The organism is Shewanella gelidii, assembly GCF_014647855.1.
In the GTDB taxonomy this organism is placed as follows: Bacteria; Pseudomonadota; Gammaproteobacteria; order Enterobacterales; family Shewanellaceae; genus Shewanella; species Shewanella gelidii.
This window is the reverse complement of the sequence record NZ_BMPZ01000016.1, coordinates 15,834-29,332: the sequence shown is the minus strand read 5'-3', so window position 1 is coordinate 29,332 and position 13,499 is coordinate 15,834. Positions and strand designations below refer to the sequence as shown.

The following is a 13,499-nucleotide window of genomic DNA, read 5'->3' as shown; positions in this document are numbered from 1 at the left end:
CGCAGTATTCATTTCCAGGCGCCTAATTATTCTCGTAAGAGAAATGAGAAAGCCCGCTGCACTGCAGCGGGCTTTTTTGTGCGTGTTTTTTCAGTCTTCGTCTAGTGTGAACCTTCGTAGGGTGTTCCGCTTATCCCCAAAACTATGAGTTTGCGCTATCAGCTCTATAGCTAGTTTTATTTATTCAACTCTTGCTGGGCTTTGTAAATGCCGGACTTCCTTGCCGCAGGGTGAATTGTTTTGGTGGAGGATGTACAATGCTTACACTTTACTCATAGCCTAGCCTTTTCATGACCACTTCCCTGCAGCCTTTCAATACCTTAAACCTAGCGCAATCCTGTTCTACGCTGATCCGAGTAGATACTTATGAAAAGTTAAAAGAAGCGTGCTTATCCTATTCCTCAAAAAATGTTCCATTCTTCATTCTCGGTGGCGGAAGTAATATCGTGCTAACGGAAGATTTTCAAGGTGTGGTTATTCGGATAGAGACGCGGGGTGTTGAAATTCGGGAAACCAATGAGAACTATCATGTCAGTGTCGAAGCTGGCGAAAATTGGCACCATCTGGTCTCCACTCTCCTAGACAAAGGGGTTCCTGGTCTAGAAAATTTAGCATTGATCCCCGGTGTTGCCGGCGCAGCTCCGATCCAGAACATTGGTGCATATGGGGTCGAGTTTGATCAAGTTTGCGAGTGGGTTGAATACCTAGATTTACAATCTGGGGAGTTGGTTCGATTATCTAATCAAGAGTGTTGTTTTGGGTATCGTGATTCAATTTTTAAGCAATCACTACGCGACCGGGCCGTGGTTGTTCGCATTGGATTAAAATTGACTAAGTCATGGCAGCCAAATATCGATTATGGCCCTCTACAGGGGCTTTCAGGGCAGCAGATAGAGCCAAAACAGGTGTTTCAAGCTGTCTGTGATATTCGCTCAAATAAACTACCTGATCCGCGCCAGTTAGGAAATGTTGGCAGTTTCTTCAAAAACCCTATCGTATCGATCGCAGAATATGAGCGCATTAAAGCTGTGTATCCTAGCGTTGTAGCATACCCCCATGGGAGTGACATAAAACTTGCTGCAGGTTGGCTAATTGATAATGCGGGTTTGAAGGGGAAGCGGCTGGGCTCGGTCGGTGTTCACCAAGAACAGGCATTGGTACTCGTCAACTATGGTGGAGCGAGTGGCCAAGATATATGTCAGCTAGCGCAGTTGATTATGAAACAAGTTTATGAGTTCTACGGTGTGAAGCTTGAGGTTGAGCCTCGTGTACTAACAGCGTTTGGCGAAGGAGTACTTGAATATGAAGGATAGTTGGCTGCGAAAGCGTGCAATATTGAAGTACTTGGCCGCTGGAGATTTTGTTTCAGGTGAGTGGTTAGCAACAGAGCTTGGTGTGAGTCGCGCCGCAGTGAGTAAAAACATAGCAGGTTTAGAGCAATATGGCGTAGAGATTTATAGCGTAAAAGGCCGAGGTTATAAGTTAGCATCCCCCTTGTCTTTAATCGATGAGGAGCGATTGATTGCAGGGATTGATAATCGCAGCTTCTATTTCGATGATTTAGATAGCACGAATGCTTTTATGCTCAAACATGCGGGAGAGCTGGCTAGTGGCGATATTTGTGTCGCAGAATATCAATCGGCGGGGCGTGGTCGTCGTGGTCGGCGCTGGCAATCCCCTTATGGAAGTCACCTATATTGCTCGATGTACTGGTGCTTTCCGCAAGGAATGGCACAAGCCATGGGATTAAGTTTGGTGGTCGCCTGTTCGTTAGCAACGGTGCTAGAAAACAATGGGGTAACTGAAGTTGGCTTGAAATGGCCAAATGACATTTATTATCAACATAAAAAACTAGCTGGCGTCTTAATTGAAATGAGCGGTCAAGCGGACAGTGAATGTAACTTAGTGATCGGTATCGGGATGAATCTTGCGATGCCAAGCCAGCAAGCAGAACATATCAATCAGCCATGGAGTGACTTGTCTGAATCGGGGATCGATCTTGATAAGACCGAGCTGGTCATTGCACTGCAAAAACAGCTGCAATTGGATATCCGATTATTTGAACAACAGGGGCTCTCGGCCTTTATGGTGCGATGGCAAGCCTCAGATATATTCTACGGCCAGCCAATTCAGTTGATATTAGGGGACAAAGTTATCAAAGGCTTATGTCGGGGGATTGATTCTGCTGGCGCCGTAATACTTGAAAATGATGAAGGTATACAGACGTTTGTGGGTGGTGAGATCAGTCTTAGAGGGATGTCGTAACAAAGCAGGCAAAAAGGCCTGCTTTGTTTGTGACGGGCTGAACCTATTTACGCAATAAGACCTGCTTAATGAGGTGATCTTGTCCTTTATTCAAAATAAGGTTGGCTCTTTCTCTGGTTGGCTTAATATTGAGTTGTAGGTTAGGTGCATTAATAGTGTCCCAAATGTGGGAAGCGATCTTACGGGCCTGACCATCAGAGAGGCTTGCATAATGATGAAAATATGAATTTTCATTGGCGAAAGCGCCACTCCTGAATTGCAAAAATCGTTCGCAGTACCACTGTTTTAGTAAGTTTTCATCTGCGTCAACATAAATTGAGAAATCAACAAAATCGGAAACAAATGGGCTTTTGGTATCTACAGGAGCGTCAAGTCCAGTTTGTAATACGTTCAGCCCTTCTAATATGAGAATGTCAGGCTGATTGATGGCCTGTTTTTTGTCTGTTAGCCGATCGTAAGTGACGTGGGAATAAAGGGGAGCTTCAACATCGGATTTCCCTGATTTAAGCTCTGCGATAAAGTCGAGCAACATCTTTGAATCATAGCTCTCAGGGAAGCCTTTACGCTGTAATAATCCTCTTTGCTTAAGCTCTACTAATGGGTAGAGAAACCCATCCGTTGTAACCAAGTCGACTTTAGGGTGCTCTGGCCACTGTTGAAGGAGAGCCTGTAATATTCGAGCTGTTGTGCTTTTGCCAACGGCCACACTTCCTGCAATGCTAATAATATATGGGCTTTTTGTTGGCTTTTGCCCCAAAAACTCATTGAGAACGAGCCCGCGGCTTTGTTTGGCTTCTACAATTAAGTTAAGTAAACGGCTTAATGGTAAATAAATGTCTGTAACTTCTGAGAGAGAGACTTGCTCGTTGGCGCCTCGAAGCGCAACAAGTTCTGCCTCATTCAATGTCAGTGGCACTGATTCACGCAATTGTGCCCAGTCGGTTTGAGAGAAGCTATGATAAAGCGCATGTTGCAGTGAATGTTCAGATTGCATTGGTCTTCCTTCGGCATGAGCCGAAACATTACACCATGACTTTAGGGGGAACAATAGAGAATGCAAAAATGTCATAGGCTTGTGTATCTCCTGTTGCTCTAATGCGCAGATCTCACATGAAAGGAGCCTTTTACGGGCAAAAAAGCGCCGTTTAACACTTTTTTTTAGTTATTTTTGATTTTCCTATTGCACTCAAGCCGACATTTACCTAATATCCGCTACCGAAATGACACGCCGGCATAGCTCAGTTGGTAGAGCAACTGACTTGTAATCAGTAGGTCCCGAGTTCGACTCTTGGTGCCGGCACCATTTTACTGGAGGGGTTCCCGAGTGGCCAAAGGGATCAGACTGTAAATCTGACGGCTCAGCCTTCGAAGGTTCGAATCCTTCTCCCTCCACCATATTCTAGGTAGTTAGGTAGCCTAAGTAGGTTGCGCGGATGTCGTATAATGGTATTACTCCAGCCTTCCAAGCTGATAACGCGGGTTCGATTCCCGCCATCCGCTCCAAATTTGTTCGCTGATATGGCTCAGTTGGTAGAGCGCACCCTTGGTAAGGGTGAGGTCGGCAGTTCGAATCTGCCTATCAGCACCAGCCGGCTTAACCTTTCCTAAGTACCTGTTAATCGATTCGATGCCATGAGGCGTCGGATTTTTGCTATATGATTTTTGAATCACCAACAATCTTGGATTGGGGCTAATACCATGGCTAAAGAAAAATTTGAACGTAGTAAACCTCACGTAAACGTGGGCACCATCGGTCACGTTGACCATGGTAAAACAACTCTTACTGCAGCAATCTCAGCAGTATTGACTAAGACATATGGTGGTGAAGTTAAAGATTTCGCTTCTATCGATAACGCTCCAGAAGAGCGTGAGCGCGGTATTACAATTAATACTTCTCACATCGAATATGACACACCAGCACGTCACTATGCACACGTAGACTGCCCAGGTCACGCGGATTATGTTAAGAACATGATTACCGGTGCAGCACAGATGGACGGTGCAATCTTGGTTGTAGCTTCTACTGATGGTCCAATGCCACAGACTCGTGAGCACATCCTACTTTCACGTCAGGTTGGTGTACCTTTCATCATCGTATTCATGAACAAATGTGACATGGTTGACGATGAAGAACTACTAGAACTAGTAGAGATGGAAGTTCGTGAACTTCTTTCTGAGTATGACTTCCCAGGTGATGACCTACCAGTTATCCAAGGTTCTGCGCTTAAAGCCCTAGAAGGCGAGCCAGAGTGGGAAGCAAAAATCATCGAACTAGCTGAAGCTCTAGATACTTATATCCCAGAGCCAGAGCGTGCAATCGACGGTGCATTCATTCTTCCAATCGAAGACGTATTCTCAATCTCAGGCCGTGGTACAGTAGTAACAGGTCGTGTTGAGCGTGGTATCATCAAGGTTGGTGAAGAAGTAGAAATCGTAGGTATTAAAGAAACTACGAAGACAACTTGTACTGGTGTTGAGATGTTCCGTAAGCTGCTTGACGAAGGTCGTGCAGGTGAGAACTGTGGTGTACTACTACGTGGTACTAAGCGTGATGAAGTTGAGCGTGGTCAAGTATTGGCAGCGCCTGGTTCAATCAACCCACACACAACTTTCGAATCAGAAGTATACGTACTTTCGAAAGAAGAAGGTGGTCGTCACACGCCATTCTTCAAAGGCTACCGTCCACAGTTCTACTTCCGTACAACTGACGTAACTGGAACTATCGAGCTTCCAGAAGGCGTAGAAATGGTAATGCCAGGTGACAACATCAAGATGGTTGTTACGCTAATCTGCCCAATCGCGATGGACGAAGGTTTACGCTTCGCAATCCGTGAAGGTGGCCGTACAGTAGGTGCGGGTGTTGTAGCTAAGATTGTTGAATAATCGGCAAGCTTAACAGCACATTGAAAAAGGAAGCTTCGGCTTCCTTTTTTATTGCCGGTGATAAAGCTGGTAATTGAGTCTTGAGTGGGTATAATAGCCGCCACTTTGTTCAGACCGTATTTTTGCGGATGAATTGAACAACGGGGTTGTAATCCGTTAGCGGATCAGTATAATACCCGTCTCGCTTACATAGATAAGCGAAAAAAAACAGCTTAACCAATTGGGTTAGGTATAAACAGCGGCTCCGATTTGTGAGTCGAACGGTTAAATCATCTCGCTCTGCTTTTCCAGAATGGAAGAAGCTAGAGGGTGATTTTTTATGTGTTAATTTTAGGAGCTCTGGTCAATGCAGAACCAAAGAATCCGTATCCGCTTGAAAGGCTTCGATCACCGCTTGATCGATCAGTCTACTGCGGAAATCGTTGAAACTGCTAAGCGTACTGGCGCTCAGGTACGTGGTCCAATCCCACTACCAACGCGCAAAGAGCGTTATACCGTTTTGATCTCTCCGCACGTCAACAAAGACGCACGTGATCAGTACGAGCTACGTACTCACAAGCGCTTAGTTGACATCGTAGAACCAACTGAAAAGACTGTTGATGCTCTTATGCGTCTCGATCTAGCAGCTGGTGTCGACGTACAAATTAGCTTGGGTTAATTGAGATCCTTAGAAGAGGTTTGAGAGATGGCTATCGGTCTTATTGGTCGTAAAGTAGGCATGACGCGCGTCTTCACAGAAGACGGCGCATCAATACCTGTTACTGTAATTGAAGTAGCTGCGAACCGCGTTACCCAGGTGAAAACTCTGGAAAATGACGGTTACCGTGGTCTTCAAGTCACAACAGGTACCAAAAAAGCCCATCGTGTCACTAAACCAGAAGCAGGTCACTTTGCTAAGGCAGGCGTTGAAGCCGGCCGTGGTTTGTGGGAAATGCGTTTGGCAGATGGTGAAGGCGAAGGCATTGAAGTTGGTGCTGAGCTTAACGTAGATATCTTCGCTGAAGTAGCGAAAGTAGATGTTACTGGTCAGTCTAAAGGTAAGGGCTTCCAAGGCGGTATTAAGCGTTGGAACTTCCGTACTCAAGACATGACTCACGGTAACTCATTGGCGCACCGCTCGAATGGTTCTATCGGTCAGAACCAGACACCAGGTCGCGTATTTAAAGGCAAAAAAATGTCAGGTCACATGGGCGCTGAGCGTACAACGACTCAAAACCTAGAAGTTGTGCGTGTAGACGCAGAACGTAGCCTGCTATTAGTAAAAGGTGCCGTACCTGGCGCTACTAATGGCGACCTGATCATCAAGCCTGCAGTTAAAGCTTAGGTCTGAGGAGATAGTAATGGAATTGGTATTGAAAGACGCTCAGAGCGCTCTTGAAGTTTCCGAAACTACCTTCGGCCGTGACTTTAATGAAGCACTGGTTCATCAGGTAGTTGTAGCATACGCTGCAAACGCGCGTCAGGGCACTCGTGCTCAAAAGACTCGCGCGGAAGTGACTGGCTCTGGCAAAAAGCCATGGCGTCAAAAAGGTACTGGCCGTGCACGTGCCGGTAGTGTTAAAGGCCCAATCTGGCGTGGCGGTGGCGTAACTTTCGCTGCTAAAACACAAGATCACAGCCAAAAAGTGAACAAGAAGATGTACCGCGGTGCTCTTAAGAGCATTCTTTCTGAGTTGGTACGTCAAGAACGTCTAGTTGTTGTTGAGCAGTTCGCTGTTGACGCACCTAAGACCAAAGATTTGAAAGCGAAGCTTTCTGCGATGGACTTAGAAGACGTGCTAATCGTAACTCCAGAAGTTGACGAGAACTTGTTCCTAGCCGCACGCAACCTTTATAAGGTTGATGTTCGTGACGTAGCTGGTCTCGATCCAGTAAGTCTTATCGCGTTTGATAAAGTGCTTGTCACTGCAGACGCTGTGAAGCAAATCGAGGAGATGCTGGCATGATAAGCGAAGAACGTTTGCTAAAAGTTATTCTAGCTCCACATATCTCTGAAAAGAGTACTGTTTGTGCAGAGACTAGCAATACTGTAGTTTTCCGCGTAGCAATTGATGCGACTAAAGCAGAAATTAAAGCGGCGGTAACTAAGCTATTTGAAGTTGAAGTTGAGTCTGTTCGCACTTTGGTTAACAAAGGCAAAACTAAGCGTCACGGTGCCCGTATGGGTCGTCGTAGCGATTGGAAAAAAGCCTATGTGACTTTAGCTGAAGGTGCTGATCTCGATTTCGTCGGCGGCGCTGAGTAAGCAAAGGAGAATTATCATGGCAGTTATTAAGTGTAAGCCAACCTCTCCAGGTCGTCGCCACGTAGTTAAAGTGGTGAACAGCGATTTGCATAAGGGTAAACCTTTTGCAGGCCTGTTGGCGAAGAAATCTAAGACTGGTGGTCGTAACAACACTGGTCGTATTACGACTCGTCACGTAGGTGGCGGTCATAAGCAGCACTATCGTTTGATTGACTTCAAACGTAACAAAGATGGTATCCCAGCAAAAGTTGAGCGCTTGGAATACGATCCGAACCGTACTGCGAATATTGCATTGGTTCTTTATGCTGATGGCGAACGTCGTTACATTCTTGCTGCTAAAGGCATGCAAGCTGGTGACAAAGTTCAATCAGGTATCGATGCAGAAATTAAATCAGGTAACGCTTTACCTCTACGTAACATCCCTGTCGGTAGTGTTGTACACGCCGTTGAAATGAAGCCAGGCAAAGGTGCTCAAATTGCACGTTCTGCTGGTGCTTACGTTCAGGTTGTTGCTCGCGATGGTGCATATGCAACTCTACGTCTTCGCTCTGGCGAAATGCGTAAAGTTCCAGTTGATTGCCGCGCGACAATAGGTGAAGTAGGTAATGCCGAGCACATGCTACGCCAACTTGGTAAAGCTGGTGCTAAGCGCTGGAGAGGCGTACGCCCTACAGTTCGTGGTGTTGCTATGAACCCAGTTGATCACCCACATGGTGGTGGTGAAGGCCGTACTTCTGGTGGTCGTCATCCAGTTTCACCTTGGGGTATGCCTACTAAGGGTTATAAGACCCGTAGTAACAAACGCACCGACAAGTACATTGTACGTCGTCGCAATAAATAGTAAGAGGATTCGCCATGCCACGTTCTCTCAAGAAAGGTCCATTCATTGACCTGCACTTGCTGAAGAAGGTAGAGAAAGCGGTGGAAGCCGGTGACAAAAAGCCTATCAAGACTTGGTCTCGCCGCTCTATGATCATCCCGAATATGATTGGGTTGACCATCGCTGTCCATAATGGTCGTCAGCACGTACCTGTGTTCGTAACTGACGAAATGATCGGCCACAAGCTTGGTGAATTTTCACCAACTCGCACTTATCGCGGCCATGCTGCAGATAAGAAAGCGAAGAAGCGTTAATACGGGAGGATTAGATGGAAGTTTTAGCTAAACATCGTTTTGCCCGTACGTCGCCTCAAAAGGCTCGTTTGGTTGCAGATCAAATTCGCGGGTTGCCTGTTGCTAAGGCTCTCGAAGTGTTAACTTTTAGCCCAAAGAAAGCAGCTGTACTTCTTAAGAAAGTACTAGAGTCTGCTATCGCAAATGCTGAGCACAATGAAGGTGCTGACATTGATGAGCTGAAAGTTGGCAAGGTTTTCGTTGATGAAGGCCCAACAATGAAGCGTATCATGCCTCGTGCTAAAGGCCGTGCTGATCGTATTTTGAAGCGTTCGAGCCACATCACTGTGGTTGTATCAGATCGCTAGGAGAGAGCAATGGGACAGAAAGTACATCCTAATGGTATCCGTCTGGGTATCACCAAGCCTTGGATCTCGACCTGGTACGCCGATAAGTCAGATTATGCAAATAACCTGAGCAGCGACTGGGAAGTGCGTAAGTTTCTTGAAAAGAAGCTAAAAAGCGCATCAGTATCCAAGATTGTTATTGAACGCCCAGCGAAAAGCATCCGCGTTACGATTCACACTGCCCGTCCAGGTGTTGTGATTGGTAAGAAAGGTGAAGACGTTGAAGTATTGCGTGCCGAAGTTGCTAAGTTAGCTGGCACTCCTGCGCAAATTAACATCGCTGAGATCCGTAAGCCTGAGCTAGACGCAAAATTAGTTGCAGACAGCATCGCATCACAATTAGAGCGTCGTGTAATGTTCCGTCGCGCTATGAAGCGTGCTGTTCAAAACGCAATGCGTCTTGGTGCTAAAGGTATCAAAGTTGAAGTTAGTGGCCGTCTAGGTGGCGCTGAAATCGCACGTTCTGAGTGGTATCGTGAAGGTCGTGTACCTCTACATACTCTACGTGCTGATATCGACTATTCTACTTCTGAAAGTCACACGCAATATGGTGTGATTGGCGTTAAAGTTTGGATCTTCAAAGGTGAAGTTCTAGACGGTGTATTGCCACAGAACGAAGAGCCGAAGCAGCAGCCTAAGCGTAAGCCTCGCGGTAAATAGGAGAGCCTACAATGCTGCAACCTAAACGTATGAAGTTTCGCAAGATGTTCAAAGGCCGCAACCGCGGTCTAGCGAACGGCACCGAAGTTAGCTTTGGTGAGTTTGGTTTGAAAGCTGTTGGACGTGGTCGTCTAACTGCTCGTCAAATCGAATCTGCGCGTCGTGCTATGACACGTCACATTAAGCGTCAGGGACAAATTTGGATTCGAGTTTTCCCAGACAAGCCGATTACCTCTAAGCCACTTGAAGTGCGTATGGGTAAAGGTAAAGGTAACGTTGAATACTGGGTATGTCAGATTCAACCAGGTAAGGTTCTTTATGAGATGAATGGCGTTTCTGAAGAGTTAGCTCGTGAAGCTTTCACTTTAGCAGCTGCTAAGCTACCGATTAAGACTACCTTTGTAACTAAGACGGTGATGTAATGAAAGCGAGCGAACTGAGAGAAAAGAGCGTTGAAGAATTGAACGCTGAACTACTTGGTCTGCTGCGTGAGCAGTTTAACCTGCGTATGCAAAACGCTACTGGCCAGTTGAGTCAAACTCATCAACTGAAGCAAGTGCGTCGCAACATTGCGCGCGTTAAGACCATTATTACTTCTAAGGCGGGTGCATAATGTCTGATAAAATCCGTACTGTTCTAGGTCGAGTCATTAGCAACAAGATGGACAAGTCCATCACTGTTGCTGTTGAGCGCCAAGTTAAACATCCTATCTACGGAAAGTATGTTAAGCGCACGACTAAGATCCATGCACATGACGAAACTAATCAGTGTAATGAAGGTGACGTAGTTTCTATTAAGGAATGTCGTCCTCTTTCTAAGACTAAGTCTTGGACTCTGGTAGAAGTAGTAACAAAAGCCTAATACAATTAGGCTTATAGTTAGGCGGCCCCTTTATTTGGGGCCGTTTGTTTTTAAATACTACCTATTCTTAAATCTTGGTGTTATACTAGCGCGCCTTTTTGTCGAAATACGGCAAAAAGATGTGTAAATATTGCCCTGATTTAGGGTGTGTGTAGTAACGATAGCGGAGCACTTGAAATGATCCAAATGCAATCGACTCTAGAAGTCGCCTGTAACAGTGGCGCTCGTAGAGTTCAGTGTATTAAGGTCTTGGGTGGCTCTCATCGTCGTTATGCCGGTATCGGCGACATCATCAAAGTTTCTGTAAAAGAAGCAATTCCTCGCTCTAAAGCGAAGAAAGGTGATGTGTATAACGCGGTGGTAGTCCGTACTAAGAAAGGCGTACGTCGTCCAGACGGTTCTGTCATTCGCTTCGATCGGAACGCAGCGGTATTGCTTAACGCAAACCTTGCACCGATTGGTACTCGTATCTTTGGACCAGTGACACGTGAATTGCGTACTGAGCAATTCATGAAAATTGTCTCGCTGGCACCAGAAGTACTGTAAGGAGCTTCAAAATGGCAGCAAAAATACGTCGTGAAGACGAAGTAATTGTACTAGCAGGTAAAGACAAAGGTAAGCGCGGTAAGGTTACCCAAGTACTTCCTACTGGTAAATTGATTGTTGAAGGCATCAATCTTATTAAGAAACACCAGAAGCCAAACCCACAACTGGGTGTGACTGGTGGCATCGTAGAGAAAGAAGCACCGATACAAGCATCAAATGTAGCGATCTTTAACCCTGCTTCTGGCAAGGCGGATCGTGTTGGTTTCCGATTTGAAGACGGCAAAAAAGTTCGTTTCTTTAAATCGAACAGTGAACTCGTTAAGTAACTGGAGTAAACGATGGCGAAACTGCATGATAAATACAAAGAGACTGTTGTCACTGAACTTGCTAAAAAGTTCGGTTTTACCAGTGTCATGCAAGTCCCTCGGATTGAAAAAATCACCCTTAACATGGGTGTAGGCGAAGCTGTTGCAGATAAGAAAGTTATGGAGCATGCGCTTCGTGACATGACTGCAATCGCTGGTCAAAAGCCTGTTGTAACTGTTGCACGTAAATCAGTTGCAGGTTTTAAAATCCGTGATGGCTACCCGATTGGCTGTAAGGTAACCCTACGTGGTGAACGTATGTGGGAATTCCTTGAGCGTTTAGTTGATATCGCAATCCCTCGTATTCGTGATTTCCGTGGTTTGAGCGCAAAGTCGTTCGATGGCCGTGGTAACTACGCGATGGGCGTGCGTGAACAGATTATCTTCCCGGAAATCGATTACGATAAAATCGATAAAATCCGTGGTATGGATATCGTTATCACTACAACTGCTAAGAATGACGAAGAAGGTCGCGCTCTTTTAGACGCTTTCAACTTCCCATTCAAGAAATAAGGGTAGCGTAATGGCAAAAAGTTCAATGAAAGCACGTGAAGCAAAGCGTGCCAAGCTCGTAGCAAAGTACGCTGAAAAGCGTGCTGCACTTAAAGCAATCATCAGCGCACCAGCAACTTCTGAAGAAGATCGTTGGGACGCGGTTCTTAAGCTACAGGCTCTACCTCGTGATTCTAGCGTAGCGCGTAAGCGTAATCGCTGTAGTCAAACTGGTCGCCCACATGGTTTCCTACGCAAATTCGGTCTAAGCCGTATTAAATTGCGTGAAGCAACCATGCGCGGTGAAGTTCCTGGTCTGCGTAAGGCCAGCTGGTAACCACTGTCACGGAGTAAGCTAATATGAGCATGCAAGATCCTATTGCGGATATGTTAACCCGTATTCGTAACGGCCAGGCTGCTAACAAAGTATCAGTTACTATGCCTTCTGCTAAGTTAAAAGTTGCTATTGCACAAACACTTAAAGAAGAAGGTTATATCACTGACTACGCCGTAGCAGGTGAAGCCAAGCCAACATTGGAAGTAACACTTAAGTATTTCCAAGGCAAACCAGTCGTTGAGACTATCCAGCGTGTAAGCCGTCCTGGTCTTCGTATTTACAAAGGTAAAGACGAACTTCCTAAAGTGATGGGTGGCCTGGGTGTCGCAATTGTTTCTACTTCAAAAGGCTTGATGACTGATCGTGCCGCCCGCCAAGCTGGCATGGGTGGCGAAGTTATCTGCTACGTAGCTTAAGGAGTTAAGATGTCTCGTGTCGCAAAAGCACCAGTCACTCTCCCAGCAGGCGTAGAGGTGACTTTGAAAGATCAGGAAGTTACTGTCAAAGGCAGTAAAGGTAGCCTGACTCGAGTAATCAACAGTGCAGTTGAAGTTACCGTTGAAGGTAACGAAGTTAAGTTTGGTCCAGTTGATGGCGTTGCTAACGCTTGGGCACAAGCTGGTACAGCGCGCGCTTTGATCAACAACATGGTTGTTGGTGTTACTCAAGGTTTTGAAAAGAAGCTACAGTTAATTGGTGTTGGTTACCGTGCAAAAGTTGTCGGTAATGGCGTTGATTTGACTTTAGGTTTTTCACACCCTTTAGTTCACGAACTATCCGCTGGCGTAACTGCAGAATGTCCTTCTCAAACTGAAATCGTACTGAAAGGTATGGATAAGCAGTTAGTTGGTCAAGAAGCAGCAAACATTCGTGGCTACCGTCCACCAGAGCCTTATAAAGGTAAAGGTGTTCGCTATGCAGACGAACAAGTACGCCGTAAAGAGGCTAAGAAGAAGTAGGTAACGCGATATGGATAAGAAAACATCTCGCTTACGTCGCGCTACTCGTGCACGTAAGAAGATCCAAGAGCTGGGCGTGAACCGTCTGGTTGTACATCGTACACCGCGTCACATTTATGCTCAGGTGATTAATCCTGAAGCTCAGGTGGTGGCAGCTGCTTCTACCGTTGAAAAAGCGGTTAACGAGCAACTGAAGAGTACCGGTAACGTAGACGCAGCGAAAGCAATTGGCAAAGTCATTGCAGAACGCGCGATCGAAAAAGGCGTAACATCAGTTGCGTTTGATCGTTCTGGTTTCAAGTATCACGGTCGTATTTCTGCGTTAGCAGATGCTGCTCGTGAAGCTGGCCTCCAGTTCTAAGGGGT

General features: G+C 46.0%; 22 protein-coding genes and 4 tRNA genes. 25 read left to right on the top strand and 1 reads right to left on the bottom strand.

Going from position 1 to position 13,499, the window contains the following annotated elements; genetic code table 11:
* Positions 1 to 290 precede the first annotated feature (290 nt).
* Complete coding sequence (murB, locus tag IEY18_RS16950) at positions 291 to 1,313, top strand: UDP-N-acetylmuramate dehydrogenase (protein ID WP_188923021.1); 1,023 nt, start codon at positions 291 to 293, stop codon at positions 1,311 to 1,313.
* Positions 1,303 to 2,265, top strand: a complete 963-nt coding sequence (birA, locus tag IEY18_RS16945; RefSeq protein WP_188923018.1) for a bifunctional biotin--[acetyl-CoA-carboxylase] ligase/biotin operon repressor BirA — start codon at positions 1,303 to 1,305, stop codon at positions 2,263 to 2,265. The genes murB and birA overlap by 11 nt, the downstream gene beginning before the upstream one ends.
* Before the next feature lie 43 nt (positions 2,266 to 2,308).
* Here birA and coaA read toward each other — a convergent pair whose 3' ends face one another.
* Entirely contained in the window at positions 2,309 to 3,259 is a 951-nt protein-coding gene (gene coaA / locus IEY18_RS16940) for a type I pantothenate kinase (RefSeq protein WP_188923016.1), read from the bottom strand.
* A 233-nt stretch (positions 3,260 to 3,492) separates the two neighbouring features.
* Here coaA and IEY18_RS16935 point away from each other — a divergent pair.
* The 23 genes from IEY18_RS16935 to rplR all read left to right on the top strand — a co-directional run bounded on the left by IEY18_RS16935 (position 3,493) and on the right by rplR (position 13,494).
* Positions 3,493 to 3,568: transfer RNA gene (locus IEY18_RS16935), tRNA-Thr, on the top strand.
* Positions 3,569 to 3,575: 7 nt separating this feature from the next.
* Positions 3,576 to 3,660: transfer RNA gene (locus IEY18_RS16930), tRNA-Tyr, on the top strand.
* 34 nt (positions 3,661 to 3,694) lie between these two features.
* Positions 3,695 to 3,768, top strand: a tRNA-Gly gene (locus IEY18_RS16925).
* 9 nt (positions 3,769 to 3,777) lie between these two features.
* Positions 3,778 to 3,853: transfer RNA gene (locus IEY18_RS16920), tRNA-Thr, on the top strand.
* Between the two features lie 110 nt (positions 3,854 to 3,963).
* Positions 3,964 to 5,148 carry an elongation factor Tu gene (gene tuf / locus IEY18_RS16915; protein WP_188923014.1) on the top strand — a complete coding sequence of 395 codons (1,185 nt, stop codon included), beginning with the start codon at positions 3,964 to 3,966 and terminating at the stop codon, positions 5,146 to 5,148.
* Positions 5,149 to 5,494: 346 nt separating this feature from the next.
* A complete protein-coding gene (gene rpsJ, locus IEY18_RS16910) occupies positions 5,495 to 5,806 on the top strand; it encodes a 30S ribosomal protein S10 (RefSeq protein ID WP_011070616.1) in 312 nt (103 codons plus the stop codon).
* A 27-nt stretch (positions 5,807 to 5,833) separates the two neighbouring features.
* Positions 5,834 to 6,472, top strand: coding sequence for a 50S ribosomal protein L3 (gene rplC / locus IEY18_RS16905; RefSeq protein ID WP_188923012.1), 639 nt, complete (start codon positions 5,834 to 5,836; stop codon positions 6,470 to 6,472).
* A 16-nt stretch (positions 6,473 to 6,488) separates the two neighbouring features.
* Entirely contained in the window at positions 6,489 to 7,094 is a 606-nt protein-coding gene (gene rplD / locus IEY18_RS16900) for a 50S ribosomal protein L4 (protein ID WP_188923010.1), read from the top strand.
* Positions 7,091 to 7,393: a 50S ribosomal protein L23 gene (gene rplW / locus IEY18_RS16895; RefSeq protein ID WP_188923008.1), complete on the top strand. Its 303-nt coding sequence runs from the start codon at positions 7,091 to 7,093 to the stop codon at positions 7,391 to 7,393. The genes rplD and rplW overlap by 4 nt, the downstream gene beginning before the upstream one ends.
* Positions 7,394 to 7,409: 16 nt before the next feature.
* The gene (gene rplB / locus IEY18_RS16890) at positions 7,410 to 8,234 is read left to right on the top strand and encodes a 50S ribosomal protein L2 (protein WP_188923006.1); all 825 of its coding nucleotides are present in this window, start codon (positions 7,410 to 7,412) and stop codon (positions 8,232 to 8,234) included.
* Positions 8,235 to 8,248: 14 nt separating this feature from the next.
* Positions 8,249 to 8,527 (top strand): 30S ribosomal protein S19, encoded by a 279-nt coding sequence (gene rpsS / locus IEY18_RS16885; protein ID WP_025011962.1) that lies wholly within the window; start codon positions 8,249 to 8,251, stop codon positions 8,525 to 8,527.
* Positions 8,528 to 8,541: 14 nt separating this feature from the next.
* Positions 8,542 to 8,874, top strand: coding sequence for a 50S ribosomal protein L22 (gene rplV / locus IEY18_RS16880; protein WP_188923004.1), 333 nt, complete (start codon positions 8,542 to 8,544; stop codon positions 8,872 to 8,874).
* A gap of 9 nt (positions 8,875 to 8,883) precedes the next feature.
* Positions 8,884 to 9,573, top strand: coding sequence for a 30S ribosomal protein S3 (rpsC, locus tag IEY18_RS16875; RefSeq protein ID WP_188923002.1), 690 nt, complete (start codon positions 8,884 to 8,886; stop codon positions 9,571 to 9,573).
* 11 nt (positions 9,574 to 9,584) lie between these two features.
* Positions 9,585 to 9,995, top strand: coding sequence for a 50S ribosomal protein L16 (gene rplP, locus IEY18_RS16870; RefSeq protein ID WP_011863973.1), 411 nt, complete (start codon positions 9,585 to 9,587; stop codon positions 9,993 to 9,995).
* Entirely contained in the window at positions 9,995 to 10,186 is a 192-nt protein-coding gene (gene rpmC / locus IEY18_RS16865; RefSeq protein WP_188923000.1) for a 50S ribosomal protein L29, read from the top strand. Before rplP ends, rpmC begins: the two co-directional genes overlap by 1 nt.
* The gene (gene rpsQ / locus IEY18_RS16860; RefSeq protein ID WP_188922998.1) at positions 10,186 to 10,434 is read left to right on the top strand and encodes a 30S ribosomal protein S17; all 249 of its coding nucleotides are present in this window, start codon (positions 10,186 to 10,188) and stop codon (positions 10,432 to 10,434) included. Before rpmC ends, rpsQ begins: the two co-directional genes overlap by 1 nt.
* 177 nt (positions 10,435 to 10,611) lie before the next feature.
* Positions 10,612 to 10,980 (top strand): 50S ribosomal protein L14, encoded by a 369-nt coding sequence (rplN, locus tag IEY18_RS16855; protein WP_188922996.1) that lies wholly within the window; start codon positions 10,612 to 10,614, stop codon positions 10,978 to 10,980.
* 11 nt (positions 10,981 to 10,991) lie between these two features.
* Entirely contained in the window at positions 10,992 to 11,306 is a 315-nt protein-coding gene (gene rplX / locus IEY18_RS16850) for a 50S ribosomal protein L24 (protein ID WP_188922993.1), read from the top strand.
* Between the two features lie 12 nt (positions 11,307 to 11,318).
* Positions 11,319 to 11,858, top strand: coding sequence for a 50S ribosomal protein L5 (gene rplE, locus IEY18_RS16845; RefSeq protein ID WP_188922992.1), 540 nt, complete (start codon positions 11,319 to 11,321; stop codon positions 11,856 to 11,858).
* 10 nt (positions 11,859 to 11,868) lie between these two features.
* Positions 11,869 to 12,174 (top strand): 30S ribosomal protein S14, encoded by a 306-nt coding sequence (rpsN, locus tag IEY18_RS16840; protein ID WP_188922991.1) that lies wholly within the window; start codon positions 11,869 to 11,871, stop codon positions 12,172 to 12,174.
* Between the two features lie 23 nt (positions 12,175 to 12,197).
* A complete protein-coding gene (gene rpsH / locus IEY18_RS16835) occupies positions 12,198 to 12,590 on the top strand; it encodes a 30S ribosomal protein S8 (protein ID WP_188922990.1) in 393 nt (130 codons plus the stop codon).
* Between the two features lie 9 nt (positions 12,591 to 12,599).
* The gene (rplF, locus tag IEY18_RS16830; protein WP_188922989.1) at positions 12,600 to 13,133 is read left to right on the top strand and encodes a 50S ribosomal protein L6; all 534 of its coding nucleotides are present in this window, start codon (positions 12,600 to 12,602) and stop codon (positions 13,131 to 13,133) included.
* Positions 13,134 to 13,143: 10 nt separating this feature from the next.
* Positions 13,144 to 13,494 (top strand): 50S ribosomal protein L18, encoded by a 351-nt coding sequence (gene rplR / locus IEY18_RS16825; RefSeq protein ID WP_188922988.1) that lies wholly within the window; start codon positions 13,144 to 13,146, stop codon positions 13,492 to 13,494.
* The last annotated feature ends 5 nt before the right edge of the window (positions 13,495 to 13,499 follow it).